Origin of the sequence: Streptomyces sp. NPDC050416, assembly GCF_044458845.1 — a bacterium.
Lineage (GTDB): Bacteria > Actinomycetota > Actinomycetes > Streptomycetales > Streptomycetaceae > Streptomyces.
The window spans coordinates 144,930-161,558 of sequence record NZ_JBITII010000003.1 but is presented as its reverse complement, the minus strand read 5'-3'; the positions used below and the strand labels follow the sequence as shown (position 1 = coordinate 161,558).

The following is a 16,629-nucleotide window of genomic DNA, read 5'->3' as shown; positions in this document are numbered from 1 at the left end:
GCCCGTCCCGCCGCCCGGCTCACGACACGGCCCTCGGTCAGGGAACTGATCGCCGGATGGGACAGTCTTCATCACAGGGGCGCAAGAGCGAGCAGAGACGTACGGGAACGACGTACGACGCGAAACAGGAGTCCGTGCACGACATGAGTGACGAGCCGCAGCCGCAGCAGCCGACACCGGGCTGGGCACCGAGAGAGCCGCAGGCGGACGGCGACCCGGCCACGCCGCAGGCCCGGCCGGCCGGGAAACCGAAGCGCACCGGCTGGCGCCGGATCATCCCGACGTGGCGCATGACGCTCGGTGCCTTCATCGTCGTCGCCCTGCTGCTGGTCGGCGGCTTCTTCCTCGGCTACTCGCTGGTGAAGATCCCGCCGGCCAACGCGCTCGCCACCAAGCAGGCCAACGTCTACCTGTACGCGGACGGCTCGGTGATCGCCCGCGACGGCGAGATCAACCGGGAGAACGTCACCCTCCCGCGGATCTCCAAGGACGCCCAGCACGCGATCCTGGCCGCCGAGGACCGCGACTTCTACACCGAGTCCGCCGTCGACCCCAAGGCCATGCTCCGCGCGGCCTGGAACACGGCCCTCGGCAAGGGCAAGCAGTCCGGCTCCACGATCACCCAGCAGTACGTGAAGAACTACTACCTGCGCCAGGACCAGACCATCACGCGCAAGGCCAAGGAATTCTTCATCGCGATCAAGCTGGACCGCGAGGTCAGCAAGGACCACATCCTCGAGGGCTACCTCAACACCAGCTACTTCGGCCGCAACGCCTACGGCATCCAGGCCGCCGCCCAGGCCTACTACGGCATGGACGCCTCGGACCTCGACCCGGCCCGCGCCGCCTACCTCGCCGCGCTCGTCAACGCGCCCAGCCAGTACGACGTGGTCGCCCACCCCGAGAACCGCAAGGCCGCCGAGTCCCGCTGGAACTACGTCCTGGACGGCATGGTCACGAAGGGCTGGCTCAGCGAGTCCAAGCGGGCCGGCATGAAGTTCCCGGTGCCGAAGGAGTCCACCCTGTCCACCGGCATGTCCGGGCAGCGCGGCTACATCGTGCGGACCGTCAAGGACTACCTCACCCAGAACAAGATCATTGACGAGAGCAAGCTCGACGCCGGCGGCTACCGCATCACCACGACGCTCCAGAAGCCCCGGCAGGACGCGTTCGTGAAGGCCGTCAACGACAAGCTGATGGACAAGCTGGACAAGAAGAACAACAAGGTCGACCGCTACGTCCGCGCGGGCGGCGCCTCCGTCGATCCCAAGACCGGCGAAGTCGTGGCGATGTACAACGGCATCGACTACGTCAAGCAGTACACCCCCAACGCCACCCGCAGGGACTTCCAGGTCGGCTCCACCTTCAAGCCGTTCGTGTTCACCGCCGCCGTCGAGAACCACTCGGAGACCCAGGACGGCCGCGTGATCACCCCGAACACGATCTACGACGGCACCAACAAGCGCCCCGTCCAGGGCTGGACCGGCGACCCCTACGCCCCCGAGAACGAAGACCAGCGCTCCTACGGCGACATCACCGTCACCGAGGCGACCGACAGTTCCGTGAACTCGGTGTACGCGCAGATGGCGGCCGACGTGGGCCCCTCGAAGGTCAAGCAGACCGCGATCGACCTCGGCATCCCCGAGGCCACGCCCGACCTCGCCGACGGCCCCGCCATCGCGCTCGGCACGGCCACCGCCAGCGTCCTCGACATGGCGGAGGCCTACGCCACGCTCGCCAACCACGGCCGGCACGGCACGTACACGATGGTCAAGAAGGTCACCAAGGAGGGCTCACCGGTCGAGCTGCCGGAGCGGCGCACCCGGCAGGCGGTGAGCCGCGAGGCCGCCGACACCACCACCTCGATGCTGCAGAGCGTCGTCCAGAACGGCACCGCCTCCGCCGCGCAGGGCGCGGGCCGCCCCGTCGCCGGCAAGACCGGCACCGCCGAGGAGGACACCGCGGCCTGGTTCGCCGGCTACACCCCCGAGCTCGCCACGGTCGTCTCCGTCATGGGCCAGGACCCGGTCACCGCCGCCCACAAGTCGCTGTACGGCGCGATGGGCCTGCCCCGCATCAACGGCGGTGGGGCGCCCACGGAGATCTGGACCCAGTTCACCCAGGACGCCCTCAAAGGCAAGCCCGTCAGCGAGTTCGACCTGCGGCTCCAGCCCGGCGCCGACGTCTCCCAGGCCCCCGGCACCGAGCCCCCGGCCGACCCGACCACGGGCGGCACCACCGACGGCGGCAGCACGTCCAGCGGCGGCCAGGAGACCGGCACCGAGACGCCCGGCCAGTCCCCGAGCGCGCCCGAGGGGCAGACCGAGGGCCAGAGTGACGGCGGCACCACCGACGGCGGCACGGGCGGCGAGTCCCCGACCGGCGGCGGCACCGCGGACGGCGGGACCGGCGACGGCGGCACCGCCACCGACGGCGGCACGACCGACGGCGGCACGACGGAGGGCGGCGGCGACGCGACCGACGGCGGGGACACGGGCGGCCCGACCGGCCCCGGCTGGGGCGTGGTCCCGCAGGGCGCCCGCCGCGAATAGATCAGTGACCGCTGGTCGCCTTCAGCCCCACCACGGCGACCAGCAGCAGGCACACGAAGAAGATCCGGGCGGCGGTCGCCGGCTCCCCCAGCACGGCCATGCCGAACACCGCCGCCCCGGCCGCCCCGATGCCCACCCACACGCCGTAGGCCGTACCGATGGGCAGGGTCTTGGCCGCCTGGGACAGCAGCAGCATGCTGGCAACGATGCCGGTGCCGGTGAGAACGCTGGGGAGCGGGCGCGTGAAGCCGTCGGTGTACTTCATACCGACGGACCACCCGACTTCGAGCAGACCGGCGACGACGAGCAGAACCCAGGCCACGACGGGCACCTCCGGGAAACGGGCTGACGGTGGGGTGCGTCGTCTTTGCCTTCGTCCCGGTACGGCGCGTCTCGTCGGGGGTCCCTCCAACGTAGCAAAGCAGCGCGGAAGGGGCCGGTGACGCTGGTCACCGGCCCCTTCTGTTGCTGCTGCCGCCGGAACTACAGATAGAGGCCCGTCGAGTCCTCCGAGCCCTCGAACCGGTCCGCGGCCACGGCGTGCAGATCACGCTCGCGCATGAGCACGTACGCGATACCGCGCACCTCGACCTCGGCCCGGTCCTCCGGGTCGAACAGAACCCGGTCGCCCGGCTCCACGGTCCGTACGTTCTGCCCCACCGCGACGACCTCGGCCCAGGCCAGCCGCCGGCCGACCGCCGCCGTGGCGGGGATCAGGATGCCGCCGCCGGAACGCCGCTCGCCCTCGCTGGTGTCCTGCCGCACGAGTACGCGGTCGTGCAGCATCCGGATGGGCAGCTTGTCAGGATGGGTGCTGTGCTCGTTTCTCTTGGCGCTCACGCCCTGAAACCTACCTGTCTTCCCCGGGGACGTAAGCGGTCGGGTCAGCCCTTGCGGCGCCGCGTGCTGAAGGCGAGCAGCCCCACCACGCCGACGACGACGAGCGCCACGGGCACGACCCGCTCAAGCCGCGGCGCCCCGTCCTCGTCAACGAACCGGGCGCGCACGTCCGTGACCGCCCGGTTGACCTCCACGTACGCCCGCCCGAGGGTGTGATCGATGTTGGACGCGACCTTGGCCTTGGCGTCCCCGACGATGGTCTTCGGGTGCACCCGCACCCCGATCTCGTCGAGGGTCTCGGCCAGGGTCGCGCGGCGGCGCCTGATGTCCGCCTCGATCTGCGCCGGGGTCCTGGTGTCCGCCGTGTCCGCCACCGTGTCGCCTCCGAAGTCGGTGTGAAGCCTGTGTGGGACAGTCTGTCAGCTCCACGGCTCACCACACTGTCAGCACCCCCGGTTACCCTGGCCCGATGAGCGAGCGACTCCAGCCGGGGGACGTGGCCCCCGCCTTCACCCTGCCCGACGCCGACGGCACCGAGGTGTCCCTGTCGGACCACAAGGGCCGCAAGGTCATCGTGTACTTCTACCCGGCCGCCCTCACCCCCGGCTGCACCAAGCAGGCCTGCGACTTCACGGACAACCTGGAGCTGCTGGCCGGCGCGGGCTACGAGGTGATCGGCATCTCCCCCGACAAGCCCGAGAAGCTGGCCAAGTTCCGCGACAAGGAGTCCCTGAAGGTCACGCTGCTGGCCGACCCGGACAAGCAGGTCCTGGACGCCTACGGCGCCTTCGGCGAGAAGAAGAACTACGGCAAGACCTACATGGGCGTCATCCGCTCCACGATCGTCGTGGACGAGGAGGGCAAGGTCGAGCGCGCGCTGTACAACGTCCGGGCGACGGGTCACGTGGCGAAGATCATCAAGGATCTGGGGATCCAGGACACGTGACCCGGCTCGCCCGTGCGGGTCAGACCGACTCGAGCAGGGTCGTGTAAGCCCCTTCGGCGGCCCGGCCCTGCGCCGTACCGGGCGGAGTGTGGGCGAGGAACTCGCCGGTCGAACCGTTCTGCACGAGGCGTCCGCCCACCAGTACGGACACGTGATCGGCCTCTTCGGCGAGGTCGGTCACGTCGTGCGTGGACAGCAGGATGCGGACCTCGTCCTTGACCGAGCCCAGGAGATCGCGGAAGACCCGTCGCTGACGCGGGTCCATACCGGCCGTGGGTTCGTCCAGGAGGAGCACCCGCGCCTCGTGCACCAGGGCGCAGGCCACCCCCACCCGCCTCAGCTGCCCGCCCGAGAGCCGGCTGGTGCGCGTGTCGGCGCGCTCCGACATCTCGACGCGGGACAGCGCCCGAGGAGCGTTGGCCCACGCATCGCCCCTGCTCATTCCCTTCAGCCAGCCCACATAGGCGACGTACTCGCGTGCCGTGAGCGAGGGCAGGGGGGTGATGTTCTGCGGCATCCAGGCCACCGTCCGCCGGTAGTCCTTGCTCTTCGCGTCGAGCCCGTCCCACGTCACGGTTCCCCGCTGCGGCGCGGTGACGGCAGCGGCCAGCTGCAACATGGTGGACTTTCCGGCCCCGTTCGGTCCGAGAAGGATGGTCAGTCCGTCCGGAAGGCGGTAGCTGAAGTCCTTCAGCACGGCGGCCCGCCGTCGGCCGTAGGCGAAAGTGCAGGAATCGAGAACAAGCGTCATGCGGCTCTCCGTGCGAAGCGGGTCGGTGAAAGGAGGTGGGCACCCACGCCGACGGTGAGCATCAAGACGGCTCCCGTCGTGGCATACCAGGTGCCGGGCGGTTCGAGGAGGACGGTCCACGGATAGGCGTCACCGGGCGCTCTCATGCCGAACAGCACGCCGAGCAGCGGCCACAGTGCGGGAACGAGGACCGCGGATCTCCCGAAGAGAGCCCCGCACGACAGGGTGAGGCCGGCGAGGAAGACCGTGTTGCGGCCCAGTGTCTCGGCCGACGCTGCCCCGGTGATCATGGCGATCACCTCACCCACAGCACATGCGAGGGCCACCACGCCGAGCGAGAGCAGGACGTCGAAGAACCTGACGGGTCGGATTCCGGTGTTCTCGGCGGCGTCCAGCCGGGTGTGCAGACAGTCGAAGAGGACCGAGGTCAGCACCAGCGGGACCAGCGTGGCGGCCTGCACGATCTCGGAGCCGCCGGACCAGATGGACGGCAGGAAGAGGGGGGTGTCCTGAACGATCGCCGCCAGCAGCGCGAACATCAGGAAGCCCAGGGGCAGCCGAGTGTGGGCGCGACGGGCACGCAGCCACCACATCACGTTGTCTTCCCGTCTTCCTCGCACGCCTCCGCCACGGTCGTCTCGTACCAGTCCAGTTGCCGGTCCTTGCTCAACCGCAGGACCTTCCCCACTCCGTCCTGGATACGGCTGCGTTCCTGAGGAGTGAAATCGGGCTCGGAGCTGAGCCGTCTCAAGTAGGTGTCAGCCTGCCCGACCTTGGAGGACACCCAGAAGTACACCAGGCGGGCGGGACCGGTGGCGGGAGGGGCGCATTCGAAACGCACCACTTCGCGGGCGATCTGGTAGCGAACGGTGCCGGTGGCCTCGCCGACCCCGAGGGGGACGGTCCAGTCGTCCTCCGTGGACGGTTCGGGATACCGGAGGCTGAGAGAGGTGTCCGCGATGGAAGCCGGTTCGGCGGGCAGACCGGCTCGCCGCAGTGTTTCCAGCGTGGCCTCCGCTTCCTCGCTGAGAGAGGAGATGTGCTCGGCGCGCGCCTCGGGCAGACAGATGCGGGGGGCTTGCCCGGCGCAGGCGACCGTGCCGTGACCGGTGCTCCGTGGGCCTATGTAGCTCCAGTTGCCGACCAAGGAGAACGAGCCGAACGCGCAGGCGAAGACGAGTGCTGCCGCGACGGCTCCTCGCAGCCGGCGGGAAACGGGTGCCCAGAGCAGGGCCATCGCGCAGGCGGAGCCGACGGCGAGCAGGAGGGGAGCCGCGAGGGCGGCGGGGGTGGGCAGCTCGCCGAACATCATCTTTCCGGCGAAGAGGCCGGTGAGGTGCCGGGGCCACGGTGTCTCCAGTCCCGTGGACCAGCCGACGGCCAGGAAGTCGGTGACCGCGATGATGGGCACCACGGCGATGTGCCGGATGGTGGCTCCGACGGCGAATCCGACGATGCCGTGGGCGACGCAGAGCACCAGCGCGAAGGCCAGCAGCGTGAGGCCGGGCAGGTCGGGTGCGACCTGCTCCTGCGCGAGGGCGCACAGCGTGGGGAGGATGAGGAGCAGCCAGGCCAGTGCGACGACGGGAGCCAGCTGCTGTGCGGCGATGGTGTAGCGGGATCGCACCGCCCCCAGCCCCCAGATTCCGGAGGCTCCCAGCTTGCGCGCCTCCCAGGCGGCGAGGCCCGAGGCGACCGCGAAGGCCACGGGCAGCAGGTTGCGCAGCACCGCGTCGACCACGGTGGCGGAGTAGCCCAGCGGATCGATACGGAGGTCGTCACCGAGATCGGTGGCGTAGTAGGCGAACACGAGAAGCAGGGCCACAGGCGCGACCCGCAGCGCGCTGCTGGACCTGATGAGTGTGAGGGGTTTCACTTCTTGGCTTCCTGGAGCGGTCCGAAAAGGGGGCGTGGTGCCTCGCCGCCAGCGAGGCACCACGCTGCAGATCACTGATCAGGAATCGGCGAGAGAGGTGTCGACTCCCGCGTAGGTCGCCCACAGCAGGCAGCACGCGTTGCTTCCGCCGCCGACGTTGTCGAGCTGGAAGAAGTAGTCCGACTCCTGGGGCAGGCCGTTGTACTCGCCCCGGCTCGCGTAGCTCGTGCCGTTGAAGCAGTTGGTGAACGTCTTCTCACCGTAGAAGTCGTTGGACGACAGCGCGTCGTAGTCCCACAACTCGACCCCGGTGGTCTTGCTGCCGCCCTGCACGGAACAGCCCTTGAAGATGATCTCCGTGTAGCTCTCGTCCGCCCAGTAGCGGGACTGGCCGTTGCTCCCGCCGCCGTCCGTCCACGAGTTGATGCTGCTCGACCAGTTGGCCCAGGCACCAGAGGACAACGCGAGGGTGAAGGCTGACGCCATGGCGATCACGGCGGACGCGCGCTTGGAGGATCTGCCCGACAATGCGGGAACTCCGAATCTCCCACCCGATGCGGCCCCCCATGAGGCCTGTCCACATCAGGCAAGGCGTGGAAGCTATCGAACAGATGATCTTTCAGTCAATGTGACGTAAACATTTTGTGTATCGCACCGCCTGTCTGAGCTGGCGAGGTGCAGGGTGTGGACGGCCTGCACGGAGGCGATGATCCGGGTGGTCGAGCACTGCGGCAGCGAAGGGACCGTCGGGCTCTGTGACGGCATCCACCTGCTCGGCGAGCGGGCGATCCTGCGCACGAGAGTGATTCAAAGCCTTACGACCACCCCGCTCCGCCGGTGGACCGCACGGCCGGAGCCTCGACACCCCGCGCCGGTCCGGCATTGCACTCGCAACACCAGCCGCACGCCGATCCGGCTCGGACAGTGACGAGTGACAGGCGGTCCAGACCTCCTGCCGCCCCAGCTCCGGCGAGACCGACCGCAGCATTTCGGCCTCTCTGCGCGGTAAAAACCCCGGCGCTCGTGATACTGAGCCTCCCGGGCGTGACTGTCCGATAAACGGTTCGTTACTCCGTGCGAGATCACGAACGGGTGGTCGGGGGACGGAGTGACGGAGGGGCTCGATGGGGGCGAGTGCGTACACCAGGGAGCGGCTGGAGGAGGCGGCTCGGGGGCGCGGACGTTGTCCGAGGCGTTGACCAGGTTGGGGGTGGATCCGGGGAGCGCCACGCGGGACTACCTCAGGCAGCGGATGAAGAAGCAACCAGCGTCGTCGGACCGCTGAGGAGATCCTCGTCGAGGACACGTCGACGCACGCCAGACGGGTCCCGAGTGCCCGGCTCAAAAGGGCGATGCGCGAGCTGGGCATCGAGGAGCGCTGCGCTCTGTGCGGCCTCGAAGCGGTCTGGCTGGGGGAAACGCTGCCCTTGGAGGTCGACCACATCGACGGCGACTGGCGGAACAACCGGGTCGAAAACGTTCGGTTCCTCCGCCCCGACTGCCACTCGACGACGGACAGTTACCGGGGCGCGGCAAGGGCCGCGCGCGGGGGCGTGCCTCATGAGCAGGCGGCGAGCCCGGCCCACTCCCAAGGAACTGCGCGTCGCCGTCGCCCAGTCCGTCTCCCTCGCAGAGGTGCTGCGCCACCTTGGACGGCCGGACAACGGCGGGCAGCGGGCGATGTTGCGCCAGTGGATCAGCCAGCAGCACATCGACACGGCGGATTTTCTGGGACAGTCACACAACCGGGGCAAACCGGGGACGATCCCGGCCAAGCGCCCCCAGGAGATTCTGGTCCGGCACGACGGAAAGCGCAGGACCAGAACGTCACTGTTGCGCCGCGCACTCGGAGCCGTTGGCGTGCCTGAGCGGTGCGCGCGGTGTGGCATCGGCGCCGAGTGGCTCGGCAAGCCCATGACGCTGGAGGTCGATCACATCAACGGGGACTGGAGCGACGACCGGCGCGAGAACCTGCGGCTGCTGTGCCCGAATTGCCACGCGATCACCAGGACGTGGTGCCGAGGAGGCCGCCGAGCGGTCCACCAGGCCAAGTAGAGTAGGCAGCGCTGTGGGCCCGTACCCCAGCTGGCAAGAGGGCGCCGGTTTAGGTCCGGTGTGTCGTGGGTTCGAGTCCCACCGGGCTCATCCACGAAGGGCGCACCACTCAGTGGGGCGCCCTTCTCCATGCCCTCAGCCGAGCAGTTCCCGCACCACCGGCACCAATGCCCGAAACGCCTTCCCCCGATGGCTGATCGCGTTCTTCTCCTGTGGAGTCAGCTGCGCGCACGTCCGCGTCTCGCCCTCCGGCTGGAGGATCGGGTCGTACCCGAAGCCGCCCGTACCTGTCGGCTCGTGGCGTAGGACGCCGCGCAGTTGGCCTTCCACCACCCGCTCGGTGCCGTCCGGCAGGGCCAGGGCCGCCGCGCAGGCGAAGTGGGCGCCGCGGTGTTCTTCGGCGATGTCGGAGAGCTGGGCGAGGAGGAGGTCCAGGTTGGCCTTGTCGTCGCCGTGGCGGCCGGACCAGCGGGCGGAGAAGATGCCGGGGGCGCCGTTGAGGACGTCGACGCAGAGGCCGGAGTCGTCGGCGACGGCCGGCAGGCCGGTTGCCCGGGCCAGGGCATGGGCCTTCAGCAGGGCGTTCTCCGCGAAGGTGACGCCGGTTTCCTTGACGTCGGGGATGTCCGGGTAGGCGTCGGCCCCGACGAGCTCGTGGGGCAGCCCGGCTTCGGCGAGGATCGCCCGGAGCTCGGTGATCTTTCCGGCGTTGCGGGTGGCGAGAATCAAGCGGGTCATGGCCCCAGTATTGCCGCAGCACCGGGCGCGCCCCGTAGGGGGCGCGGCCCGTCAGGGGCGCGGGGAACTGCGCAATCAGCCACGACGCACCCGCAGCCAGCGACCACCGAAACCCGGCAGACGAGTAGCCCGCCCAGCCGGCGCAGCGTTACGGCGTGCAGACCTTCGTCAGTTCGCCCGCCGCGTCCGTGACCGGGCTGATGTCGGGCGTCTCGTCGCCGTTCTTGACCGCCGTACGGACGTTGCCGACGGCCTTGTTGAGGTCGTCGACCGCCTTGTTGACGTCCGCGTTGTCGGTCTTGTCGCCGATCTTGGTCAGGTTCTTGTCGATGGAGTCGAGGGACTCGTCGAGCTGCGTCGGGTCGTTCGCGGCGTTGTCCACGGCCTGCTGGAGTTCCGTGACGCTGTCGGCGATGGCGTCGGCGGTCTGGACGCAGTCCAGCGCCTTGTCGACGGCGGCGCAGCCGGTGGTGAGTCCGGCGGTCAGCGCGACGGCCGCCAGGGTGGCGGCGACGGCGGCGGTGCGGCGTCGGCGGCGGCTCGCGGCCATGGAACGGTCCCTCTCGTCGGTCGGGCCGGGCGGCCCGTGTGGCTGGCCGGACGCACAGGGATGAGCCGTGCGCCCGCACTCCTTCAGACGCGAGTGTGCTCGGCGCGGTTGCCCGTGCCGAGCACCTGTCTTGGCGCGCCCTTTACTTTTCGAGGACGGTATCAAGTGCCGTGCGCTGGTGGGCGGCGAGTTCCGTGCAGCCGGCGACGGCGAGGTCGAGAAGGGCGTTGAGTTCGTCGCGGGCGAAGGGTTCGGCTTCGGCGGTGCCCTGGACCTCGACGAAGCGGCCGTCGCCGGTGCAGACGACGTTCATGTCGGTGTCGGCCTTGACGTCTTCTTCGTAGCAGAGGTCGAGGAGGGGGACGCCGCCGACGATGCCGACGGAGACGGCGCTGACGGTGCCGGTGAGGGGCTGGCGGCCGGCTTTGATGAGCTTCTTGCGCTGGGCCCAGGCGACGGCGTCGGCCAGTGCCACGTAGGCGCCGGTGATCGCGGCGGTGCGGGTGCCGCCGTCGGCCTGGAGGACGTCGCAGTCGAGGACGATGGTGTTCTCGCCGAGGGCCTTGTAGTCGATGACGGCACGCAGGGAGCGGCCGATGAGGCGGCTGATCTCGTGGGTGCGGCCGCCGATGCGGCCCCTGACGGACTCGCGGTCGCCGCGGGTGTTGGTGGAGCGGGGCAGCATGGAGTATTCGGCGGTGACCCAGCCTTCACCGCTGCCCTTGCGCCAGCGCGGGACGCCTTCGGTGACGGAGGCGGTGCAGAAGACCTTGGTGTCGCCGAAGGCGATGAGGACGGAGCCTTCGGCGTGCTTGCTCCAGCCGCGTTCGATGGTGATCGGGCGGAGTTGCTGGGGGGTGCGGCCGTCGATTCGAGACATGAAGCTGAGCCTATCCGTACATACGGAAGGGGCCCCTCCCGCGGTGGGGAGGGGCCCTCACGACTGACCTTCGGGGTCTGTCAGGGGATGAAGCCCGGGACGATCCCCGCGCTTCACATCAAGTCTTCGATCTCCGCGGCGATGGGGTCGGCGTCGGTGCCGATGACGACCTGGATCGCGGTGCCCATCTTGACGACGCCGTGAGCGCCGGCGGCTTTCAGGGCGGCCTCGTCGACCTTGGCGGGGTCCACGACCTCGGTGCGGAGGCGGGTGATGCAGCCTTCGACCTCTTCGATGTTGTCGATGCCGCCGAGCCCGGCAACGATCTTCTCAGCCTTGGTGGCCATGTTCGTTCTCCCTGATCGAACCGCTTTGTCGCAGTAACCCACAGTTGGCGCAACAGGTCTACACCACGAGCGCGCCTCTCCACAAAGGGCCGGGGGCCGCGGCCTCCGGTTCGTCGCAGCGGTCGGAATTCGCGGGTTCCACTCGTTCGGCCTACCGTGCTACAACTGGTCTACACCACTCACCGGTGGAGGTCGCGCGGTGCTCTTGTGAACCGCGTTCCCCTTTTGAGACGCCGCCGTCCCCCGTCGAACTCTTCCTGGGCGGCGCCGTGCCCCATGGAGGAAGTTCATGTCCACAGCCACAGCCGCGCCCGCGAGCCCGAAGAAGGGGTCTGCGGTGATGGCGGTCCTGCAGCGTATCGGCCGCAGCCTCATGCTGCCCGTCGCCGTGCTGCCGGCCGCCGCACTCCTGGTCCGCCTCGGTAACACCGACATGCTCGGGCGGGAGTCGTTCCCGGAGTTCATCACCAAGATCGCGGGCTTCATGTCCGCGGGCGGCAACGCGATCCTCGACAACATGCCGCTGCTGTTCGCCGTGGGCATCGCGATCGGCTTCGCGAAGAAGTCGGACGGCTCGACCGCTCTCGCCGCGGTCGTCGGTTACCTGGTCTTCAAGGGCGTCCTGGCCACGTTCACCGACCCGACCCTGCCGCAGGTGGCGGCGGAGGTCGACGGCAAGGCCGTGATGGTGGACGCCCCGGCCGACGCCAAGGTGCTCGGCGGTGTGGTGATGGGCCTCGTCGTCGCCCTGCTCTACCAGCGCTTCTACCGCACCAAGCTGCCCGACTGGGCGGGCTTCTTCGGCGGTCGCCGCCTGGTGCCGATCCTGTCCGCCTTCGCGGGCCTGGCCATCGGCATCGTCTTCGGTTACATATGGCCGGTCCTCGGTACGGCCCTGCACAACTTCGGTGAGTGGCTGGTCGGCTCCGGAGCCGTCGGCGCGGGCATCTTCGGCGTCGCCAACCGGGCGCTGATCCCGGTGGGCATGCACCACCTGCTGAACTCCTTCCCCTGGCTCCAGGCCGGCTCCTACGAGGGCAAGAGCGGCGACATCGCACGCTTCCTGGCCGGTGACCCGAACGCCGGGCAGTTCATGACCGGCTTCTTCCCGATCATGATGTTCGCCCTGCCCGCCGCGTGCCTGGCGATCGTGCACTGCGCCCGGCCCGAGCGCCGCAAGGTCATCGGCGGCATGATGTTCTCCCTCGCGCTGACCTCCTTCGTCACCGGTGTCACCGAGCCGATCGAGTTCACGTTCATGTTCATCGCCCCGGTGCTGTACGCGATCCACGCCGTGCTCACGGGTGTCTCGTTGGCGCTGACCTGGGCGCTGGGGATGAGGGACGGCTTCGGCTTCTCGGCAGGCGCGATCGACTTCGCTCTGAACCTGGGCATCGCGACCAACCCGTGGGGCCTGGCGCTGGTGGGCCTGTGCTTCGCGGCGGTCTACTACGTGGTCTTCCGCTTCGCGATCACGAAGTTCAACCTGCCGACGCCGGGCCGCGAGTCCGACGAGGAACTCGCCGAGCTGCAGAAGGCGGAGGCGAAGTAGCCCGCACCCCCGCACACGGTGAAGGCCCCGGAACCGCTTGGGTTCCGGGGCCTCTTCGTGCTCGGTGATCAGAGTGACCGGAGTGACCGGACGGTCCCTCAGACCTCGTACGTCTGCCGCGGCGCCGCGAGGTCCACCGGACCGTCGTACACCGCGCGGGCGTCGGTCAGGTTCGCCTGCGGGTCCGTCCACGGCGGGATGTGCGTGAGGACCAGGCGCCGGGCACCTGCCCGGGCCGCCGTCTCGCCCGCCTCGCGGCCGTTGAGGTGCAGGTCGGGGATGTTCTCCTTGCCGTGCGTGAACGCCGCCTCGCACAGGAACAGGTCGGCGTCCCGGGCGAGTTCGTCCAGGGCGGGGCTCACGCCGGTGTCGCCGGAGTAGGTCAGGACCTTGCCATCGTGTTCGACGCGGATGCCGTACGCCTCCACGGGGTGGGCCACGCGCTCGGTGTGCACCGTGAACGGGCCGATCTCGAAGGTGGACGGCTTGACCGTGTGGAAGTCGAAGACCTCGCTCATGGAGGAGGCGGAGGGGGTGTCCGCGTAGGCGGTGGTCAGCCGGTGTTCCGTGCCTTCCGGTCCGAAGACGGGGAGCGGATCGCAGCGGCCGCCGTCGTGGCGGTAGTAGCGCGCGACGAAGTACGCGCACATGTCGATGCAGTGGTCGGCGTGCAGGTGGCTGAGGAAGATCGCGTCGAGGTCGTAGAGACCGCAGTGGCGCTGCAACTCGCCCAGGGCACCGTTGCCCATGTCGAGAAGCAGCCGGAAGCCGTCGGCCTCGACGAGGTAGCTCGAGCAGGCCGATTCCGCGGACGGGAACGACCCCGAGCAGCCGACGACGGTGAGCTTCATGAAGCAGAAACCTCCGCTGGCGGGATAAGTCTGAGAGGGGCGTCGGGGGTCGTGCGGTGCGTCGAGCGTAAGGCGCAAAACCTCCGGTCGCTCCTCCGCCAAGGGCTGTTGTGGGCGAACTCACCTGTGGTGTCACCGGTTCGGCTGGCAGTGCCGGGGGTGATCCTCGGGAGAAGGGCGCGGGGGAGGGATGGCGCCGGTAACGTCTCAGTATGGACACGTCCTGGTGGCTGGCGCTCGCCGCGGTGGTACTGCTCGCGCTCGTCGCCACGCTCGTCGACGGCTGGGGGCGGCGGTCGTCGGCGCGGCGGGGCCGGGCGGCTGCCGGGAGAGCCGCGGTGGCGGGGCTGCCGCAGCCCGCGGAGATCTGGTGGGCGGACGTCCCCTACGAGGACGAGGCCCGCACGAAGGACCGGCCGTGCCTGGTCCTGGCGGTGCGCGGGGAGCGGGCGACCGTCGCGAAGATCACCACCCGGTTCCGGCACGAGCGCACCGGCGTGATCCCCCTCCCCCCGGGCTCGGTCGGCGACACCCAGGGCCGCGCGAGTTTCCTGGAGACGCACGAACTGCGGGAGGTCCCGGTGTGGGGCTTCCGGCGACGGATCGGGGTGGTGGACCCGGCGCTGTGGGACCAGGTGCGGTACCTGGCCGGCTAGAGCTGGGCTTCTCCTCGCGGCGTCCCTGCGGAAACGTGCCGCGGAGCTACTTGGCGTTTTGCCCGGTGCGGCGAGAGTGCGTGCCGGGCGTCGCGACGCCGCGGAGATCCATCGGAAGCCCCCTTGGCTCAGGCAGGTCAGCCGAGCGCGAGCAGCTTGAGTGCGGCAACCGTGCCGCCTCGCGCCGCGGCCCGAGCGGTGGTCCCGGCCGTCGGCCGCCGCCCTCACCGCGGCCATGGGAACAGCAGGTGCGGCACCAGTGCGGCAGCGGACGACCGCCTGACACCTGGTCGGCTGCCGGCCAGGGCTTCTGTCCGGCGCCCCCGCGGGGACATGCCGCAGAGCGGGACGCGACGGCAGGGTCCCGGCACGGTACGGCACGGCGACCGCGCGCCAGCAGCCGCGCGCCAGCAGCCGGTGCGACGACCGGGCCGCCCCGGGCCGGGGTCCGGGCCGTCTGCCACCGCTTTCGTCACGCTCGTGGGAGCAGCAGATCCGGCACCAGCGCGGCAGCGATGACCGCGGTCGGCGCCCGGCGGGACCCCGGCCGCCAGGGGCGGTCGGTCCAGCAAGCGGACCAGACCGGGCAGCGGCCCACGCCCGGGCTGCGGCCGTGACTGCGGGGCGGCGGGAACGCGAAAGGGCCGGAGTTCTCACTCCGGCCCTGCTGCGTCTGGTTCTGTGGTCTGCCGTCGGGTCACGCCCAGAGCTGGCCCTGGAGCGTTTCGATGGCCTCCTCCGTCGTGGCCGCCGTGTAGACGCCCGTCGACAGGTATTTCCAGCCGCCGTCGGCGACGACGAAGACGATGTCGGCCGGCTCACCGGCCTTGACGGCCTTCTTGCCGACGCCGATCGCGGCGTGCAGCGCGGCGCCCGTGGAGACGCCGGCGAAGATGCCCTCCTGCTGGAGCAGTTCGCGGGTGCGGGTGACCGCGTCCGCCGAGCCGACCGAGAAGCGGCTGGTGAGGACCGACGCGTCGTACAACTCGGGGACGAAGCCCTCGTCGAGGTTGCGCAGGCCGTAGACCAGGTCGTCGTAGCGCGGTTCGGCGGCGACGATCTGGACGTCCGGCTTGTGCTCGCGCAGGAAGCGGCCCACTCCCATGAGCGTGCCGGTCGTGCCGAGGCCCGCCACGAAGTGGGTGACGGAGGGCAGGTCCGCGAGGATCTCGGGGCCCGTCGTCGCGTAGTGGGCGCCCGCGTTGTCCGGGTTGCCGTACTGGTAGAGCATCACCCAGTCCGGGTGCTCGGCCGCGAGCTCCTTGGCGACGCGCACGGCGGTGTTGGAGCCGCCCGCGGCCGGGGAGGAGATGATCTCGGCGCCCCACATGGCCAGCAGGTCGCGCCGTTCCCGCGAGGTGTTCTCCGGCATCACGCACACGATGCGGTAACCCTTGAGCTTCGCCGCCATGGCCAGGGAGATGCCGGTGTTGCCGGACGTCGGCTCCAGGATGGTGCAACCCGGGGTCAGGCGGCCGTCCTTCTCCGCCTGCTCGATCATGTGCAGGGCCGGGCGGTCCTTGACCGATCCGGTCGGGTTGCGGTCCTCCAGCTTCGCCCAGATACGGACGTCGGCGGACGGCGACAGCCGCGGCAGGCGCACCAGGGGGGTGTTGCCGACCGCGGCCAGGGGTGAGTCGTATCGCATCGGTGATCAGACCATGCCGCCGGCCACGGCCGGCAGGATCGTGACGTTGTCGCCGTCCGTCAGCTTGGTGTTGATGCCGTCGAGGAAGCGCACGTCCTCGTCGTTCAGGTAGACGTTGACGAAGCGGCGCAGCTGGTCGCCGTCCACGATGCGGGCCTGGATGCCGGTGTGCCGCGACTCGAGGTCGGCGAACAGCTCGGCGAGGGTGTCACCGCTGCCCTCCACCGCCTTCTGACCGTCGGTGTACTGGCGGAGGATGGTCGGGATGCGGACCTCGATGGCCATGGCTCAGGGCTCCTGTCGGGAGTAGTCAGTCGGGCGCGCGGCAGCGCAGAAACAGCGGGGTGGTGCGTGTGTGCAGCGCCGCGGCTCACGGCCGTACGGCGG

At 69.8% G+C, this 16,629-nt stretch carries 19 protein-coding genes, 1 tRNA gene, 1 pseudogene and 1 riboswitch; of the genes and pseudogenes, 7 read left to right on the top strand and 14 right to left on the bottom strand.

The genetic code is table 11. From position 1 onward, the window contains the following. The first annotated feature begins 143 nt into the window (after positions 1-143). Positions 144-2,552, top strand: a complete 2,409-nt coding sequence (locus ACIBL4_RS10340; RefSeq protein WP_399408367.1) for a transglycosylase domain-containing protein — start codon at positions 144-146, stop codon at positions 2,550-2,552. Position 2,553: 1 nt separating this feature from the next. Here ACIBL4_RS10340 and ACIBL4_RS10335 read toward each other — a convergent pair whose 3' ends face one another. From ACIBL4_RS10335 to ACIBL4_RS10325, 3 genes are all read right to left on the bottom strand, one after another. Beyond that, positions 2,554-2,874, bottom strand: coding sequence for a DMT family transporter (locus tag ACIBL4_RS10335; RefSeq protein WP_399408365.1), 321 nt, complete (start codon positions 2,872-2,874; stop codon positions 2,554-2,556). A gap of 33 nt (positions 2,875-2,907) precedes the next feature. Beyond that, positions 2,908-2,975: riboswitch (guanidine-III (ykkC-III) riboswitch) on the bottom strand. A 60-nt stretch (positions 2,976-3,035) separates the two neighbouring features. Next, a complete protein-coding gene (locus tag ACIBL4_RS10330) occupies positions 3,036-3,392 on the bottom strand; it encodes a co-chaperone GroES (protein ID WP_010040015.1) in 357 nt (118 codons plus the stop codon). Positions 3,393-3,436: 44 nt separating this feature from the next. Then, positions 3,437-3,766: a DUF3618 domain-containing protein gene (locus tag ACIBL4_RS10325; protein ID WP_020272535.1), complete on the bottom strand. Its 330-nt coding sequence runs from the start codon at positions 3,764-3,766 to the stop codon at positions 3,437-3,439. Positions 3,767-3,861: 95 nt separating this feature from the next. On the opposite strand from ACIBL4_RS10325, the gene bcp reads away from it, so the two are divergent. Then, positions 3,862-4,338, top strand: a complete 477-nt coding sequence (gene bcp / locus ACIBL4_RS10320; RefSeq protein WP_399408363.1) for a thioredoxin-dependent thiol peroxidase — start codon at positions 3,862-3,864, stop codon at positions 4,336-4,338. Positions 4,339-4,357: 19 nt separating this feature from the next. On the opposite strand, the gene ACIBL4_RS10315 is transcribed toward bcp, so the two are convergent. The 4 genes from ACIBL4_RS10315 to ACIBL4_RS10300 form a co-directional block, all read right to left on the bottom strand. Then, on the bottom strand, positions 4,358-5,089 hold the full coding sequence (locus ACIBL4_RS10315) for an ATP-binding cassette domain-containing protein (protein ID WP_399408361.1): 732 nt from the start codon (positions 5,087-5,089) through the stop codon (positions 4,358-4,360). Beyond that, positions 5,086-5,682, bottom strand: a complete 597-nt coding sequence (locus ACIBL4_RS10310; protein ID WP_399408359.1) for a hypothetical protein — start codon at positions 5,680-5,682, stop codon at positions 5,086-5,088. The genes ACIBL4_RS10315 and ACIBL4_RS10310 overlap by 4 nt, the downstream gene beginning before the upstream one ends. After that, positions 5,682-6,965, bottom strand: a complete 1,284-nt coding sequence (locus tag ACIBL4_RS10305; protein ID WP_399408357.1) for a hypothetical protein — start codon at positions 6,963-6,965, stop codon at positions 5,682-5,684. The genes ACIBL4_RS10310 and ACIBL4_RS10305 overlap by 1 nt, the downstream gene beginning before the upstream one ends. Positions 6,966-7,043: 78 nt before the next feature. After that, positions 7,044-7,451, bottom strand: a complete 408-nt coding sequence (locus ACIBL4_RS10300) for a hypothetical protein (protein WP_399408355.1) — start codon at positions 7,449-7,451, stop codon at positions 7,044-7,046. A gap of 638 nt (positions 7,452-8,089) precedes the next feature. On the opposite strand from ACIBL4_RS10300, the pseudogene ACIBL4_RS10295 reads away from it, so the two are divergent. The 3 genes and pseudogenes from ACIBL4_RS10295 (at position 8,090) to ACIBL4_RS10285 (ending at position 9,110) form a co-directional block, all read left to right on the top strand. Beyond that, positions 8,090-8,529: pseudogene (locus ACIBL4_RS10295) on the top strand (HNH endonuclease signature motif containing protein). Beyond that, positions 8,526-9,020 carry an HNH endonuclease gene (locus ACIBL4_RS10290; RefSeq protein ID WP_399408353.1) on the top strand — a complete coding sequence of 165 codons (495 nt, stop codon included), beginning with the start codon at positions 8,526-8,528 and terminating at the stop codon, positions 9,018-9,020. Before ACIBL4_RS10295 ends, ACIBL4_RS10290 begins: the two are co-directional and overlap by 4 nt. Before the next feature lie 15 nt (positions 9,021-9,035). After that, a tRNA-Leu gene (locus ACIBL4_RS10285) sits at positions 9,036-9,110 on the top strand. A 45-nt stretch (positions 9,111-9,155) separates the two neighbouring features. Here ACIBL4_RS10285 and rdgB read toward each other — a convergent pair. The 4 genes from rdgB to ACIBL4_RS10265 all read right to left on the bottom strand — a co-directional run bounded on the left by rdgB (position 9,156) and on the right by ACIBL4_RS10265 (position 11,535). Beyond that, positions 9,156-9,758, bottom strand: coding sequence for an RdgB/HAM1 family non-canonical purine NTP pyrophosphatase (rdgB, locus tag ACIBL4_RS10280; protein WP_399408350.1), 603 nt, complete (start codon positions 9,756-9,758; stop codon positions 9,156-9,158). 148 nt (positions 9,759-9,906) lie between these two features. After that, on the bottom strand, positions 9,907-10,308 hold the full coding sequence (locus ACIBL4_RS10275) for a hypothetical protein (RefSeq protein ID WP_356928701.1): 402 nt from the start codon (positions 10,306-10,308) through the stop codon (positions 9,907-9,909). A gap of 142 nt (positions 10,309-10,450) precedes the next feature. After that, complete coding sequence (gene rph / locus ACIBL4_RS10270) at positions 10,451-11,188, bottom strand: ribonuclease PH (protein WP_356928700.1); 738 nt, start codon at positions 11,186-11,188, stop codon at positions 10,451-10,453. 113 nt (positions 11,189-11,301) lie between these two features. Continuing rightward, on the bottom strand, positions 11,302-11,535 hold the full coding sequence (locus ACIBL4_RS10265; protein ID WP_020270294.1) for a glucose PTS transporter subunit EIIB: 234 nt from the start codon (positions 11,533-11,535) through the stop codon (positions 11,302-11,304). 289 nt (positions 11,536-11,824) lie between these two features. Here ACIBL4_RS10265 and ACIBL4_RS10260 point away from each other — a divergent pair, with 289 nt between their 5' ends. Further along, a complete protein-coding gene (locus tag ACIBL4_RS10260; protein WP_356928699.1) occupies positions 11,825-13,087 on the top strand; it encodes a PTS transporter subunit EIIC in 1,263 nt (420 codons plus the stop codon). A gap of 98 nt (positions 13,088-13,185) precedes the next feature. On the opposite strand, the gene ACIBL4_RS10255 is transcribed toward ACIBL4_RS10260, so the two are convergent. Further along, a complete protein-coding gene (locus tag ACIBL4_RS10255; protein WP_399408347.1) occupies positions 13,186-13,938 on the bottom strand; it encodes an MBL fold metallo-hydrolase in 753 nt (250 codons plus the stop codon). A 212-nt stretch (positions 13,939-14,150) separates the two neighbouring features. On the opposite strand from ACIBL4_RS10255, the gene ACIBL4_RS10250 reads away from it, so the two are divergent. Further along, a complete protein-coding gene (locus ACIBL4_RS10250; RefSeq protein WP_356928697.1) occupies positions 14,151-14,594 on the top strand; it encodes a type II toxin-antitoxin system PemK/MazF family toxin in 444 nt (147 codons plus the stop codon). 697 nt (positions 14,595-15,291) lie between these two features. Here the strand turns inward: ACIBL4_RS10250 and ACIBL4_RS10245 are convergent. Together ACIBL4_RS10245 and ACIBL4_RS10240 are read right to left on the bottom strand one after the other, a co-directional pair. Further along, a complete protein-coding gene (locus ACIBL4_RS10245) occupies positions 15,292-16,242 on the bottom strand; it encodes a PLP-dependent cysteine synthase family protein (protein ID WP_399408344.1) in 951 nt (316 codons plus the stop codon). A 6-nt stretch (positions 16,243-16,248) separates the two neighbouring features. Beyond that, positions 16,249-16,527 (bottom strand): MoaD/ThiS family protein, encoded by a 279-nt coding sequence (locus ACIBL4_RS10240; protein ID WP_193505787.1) that lies wholly within the window; start codon positions 16,525-16,527, stop codon positions 16,249-16,251. Positions 16,528-16,629 lie beyond the last annotated feature (102 nt).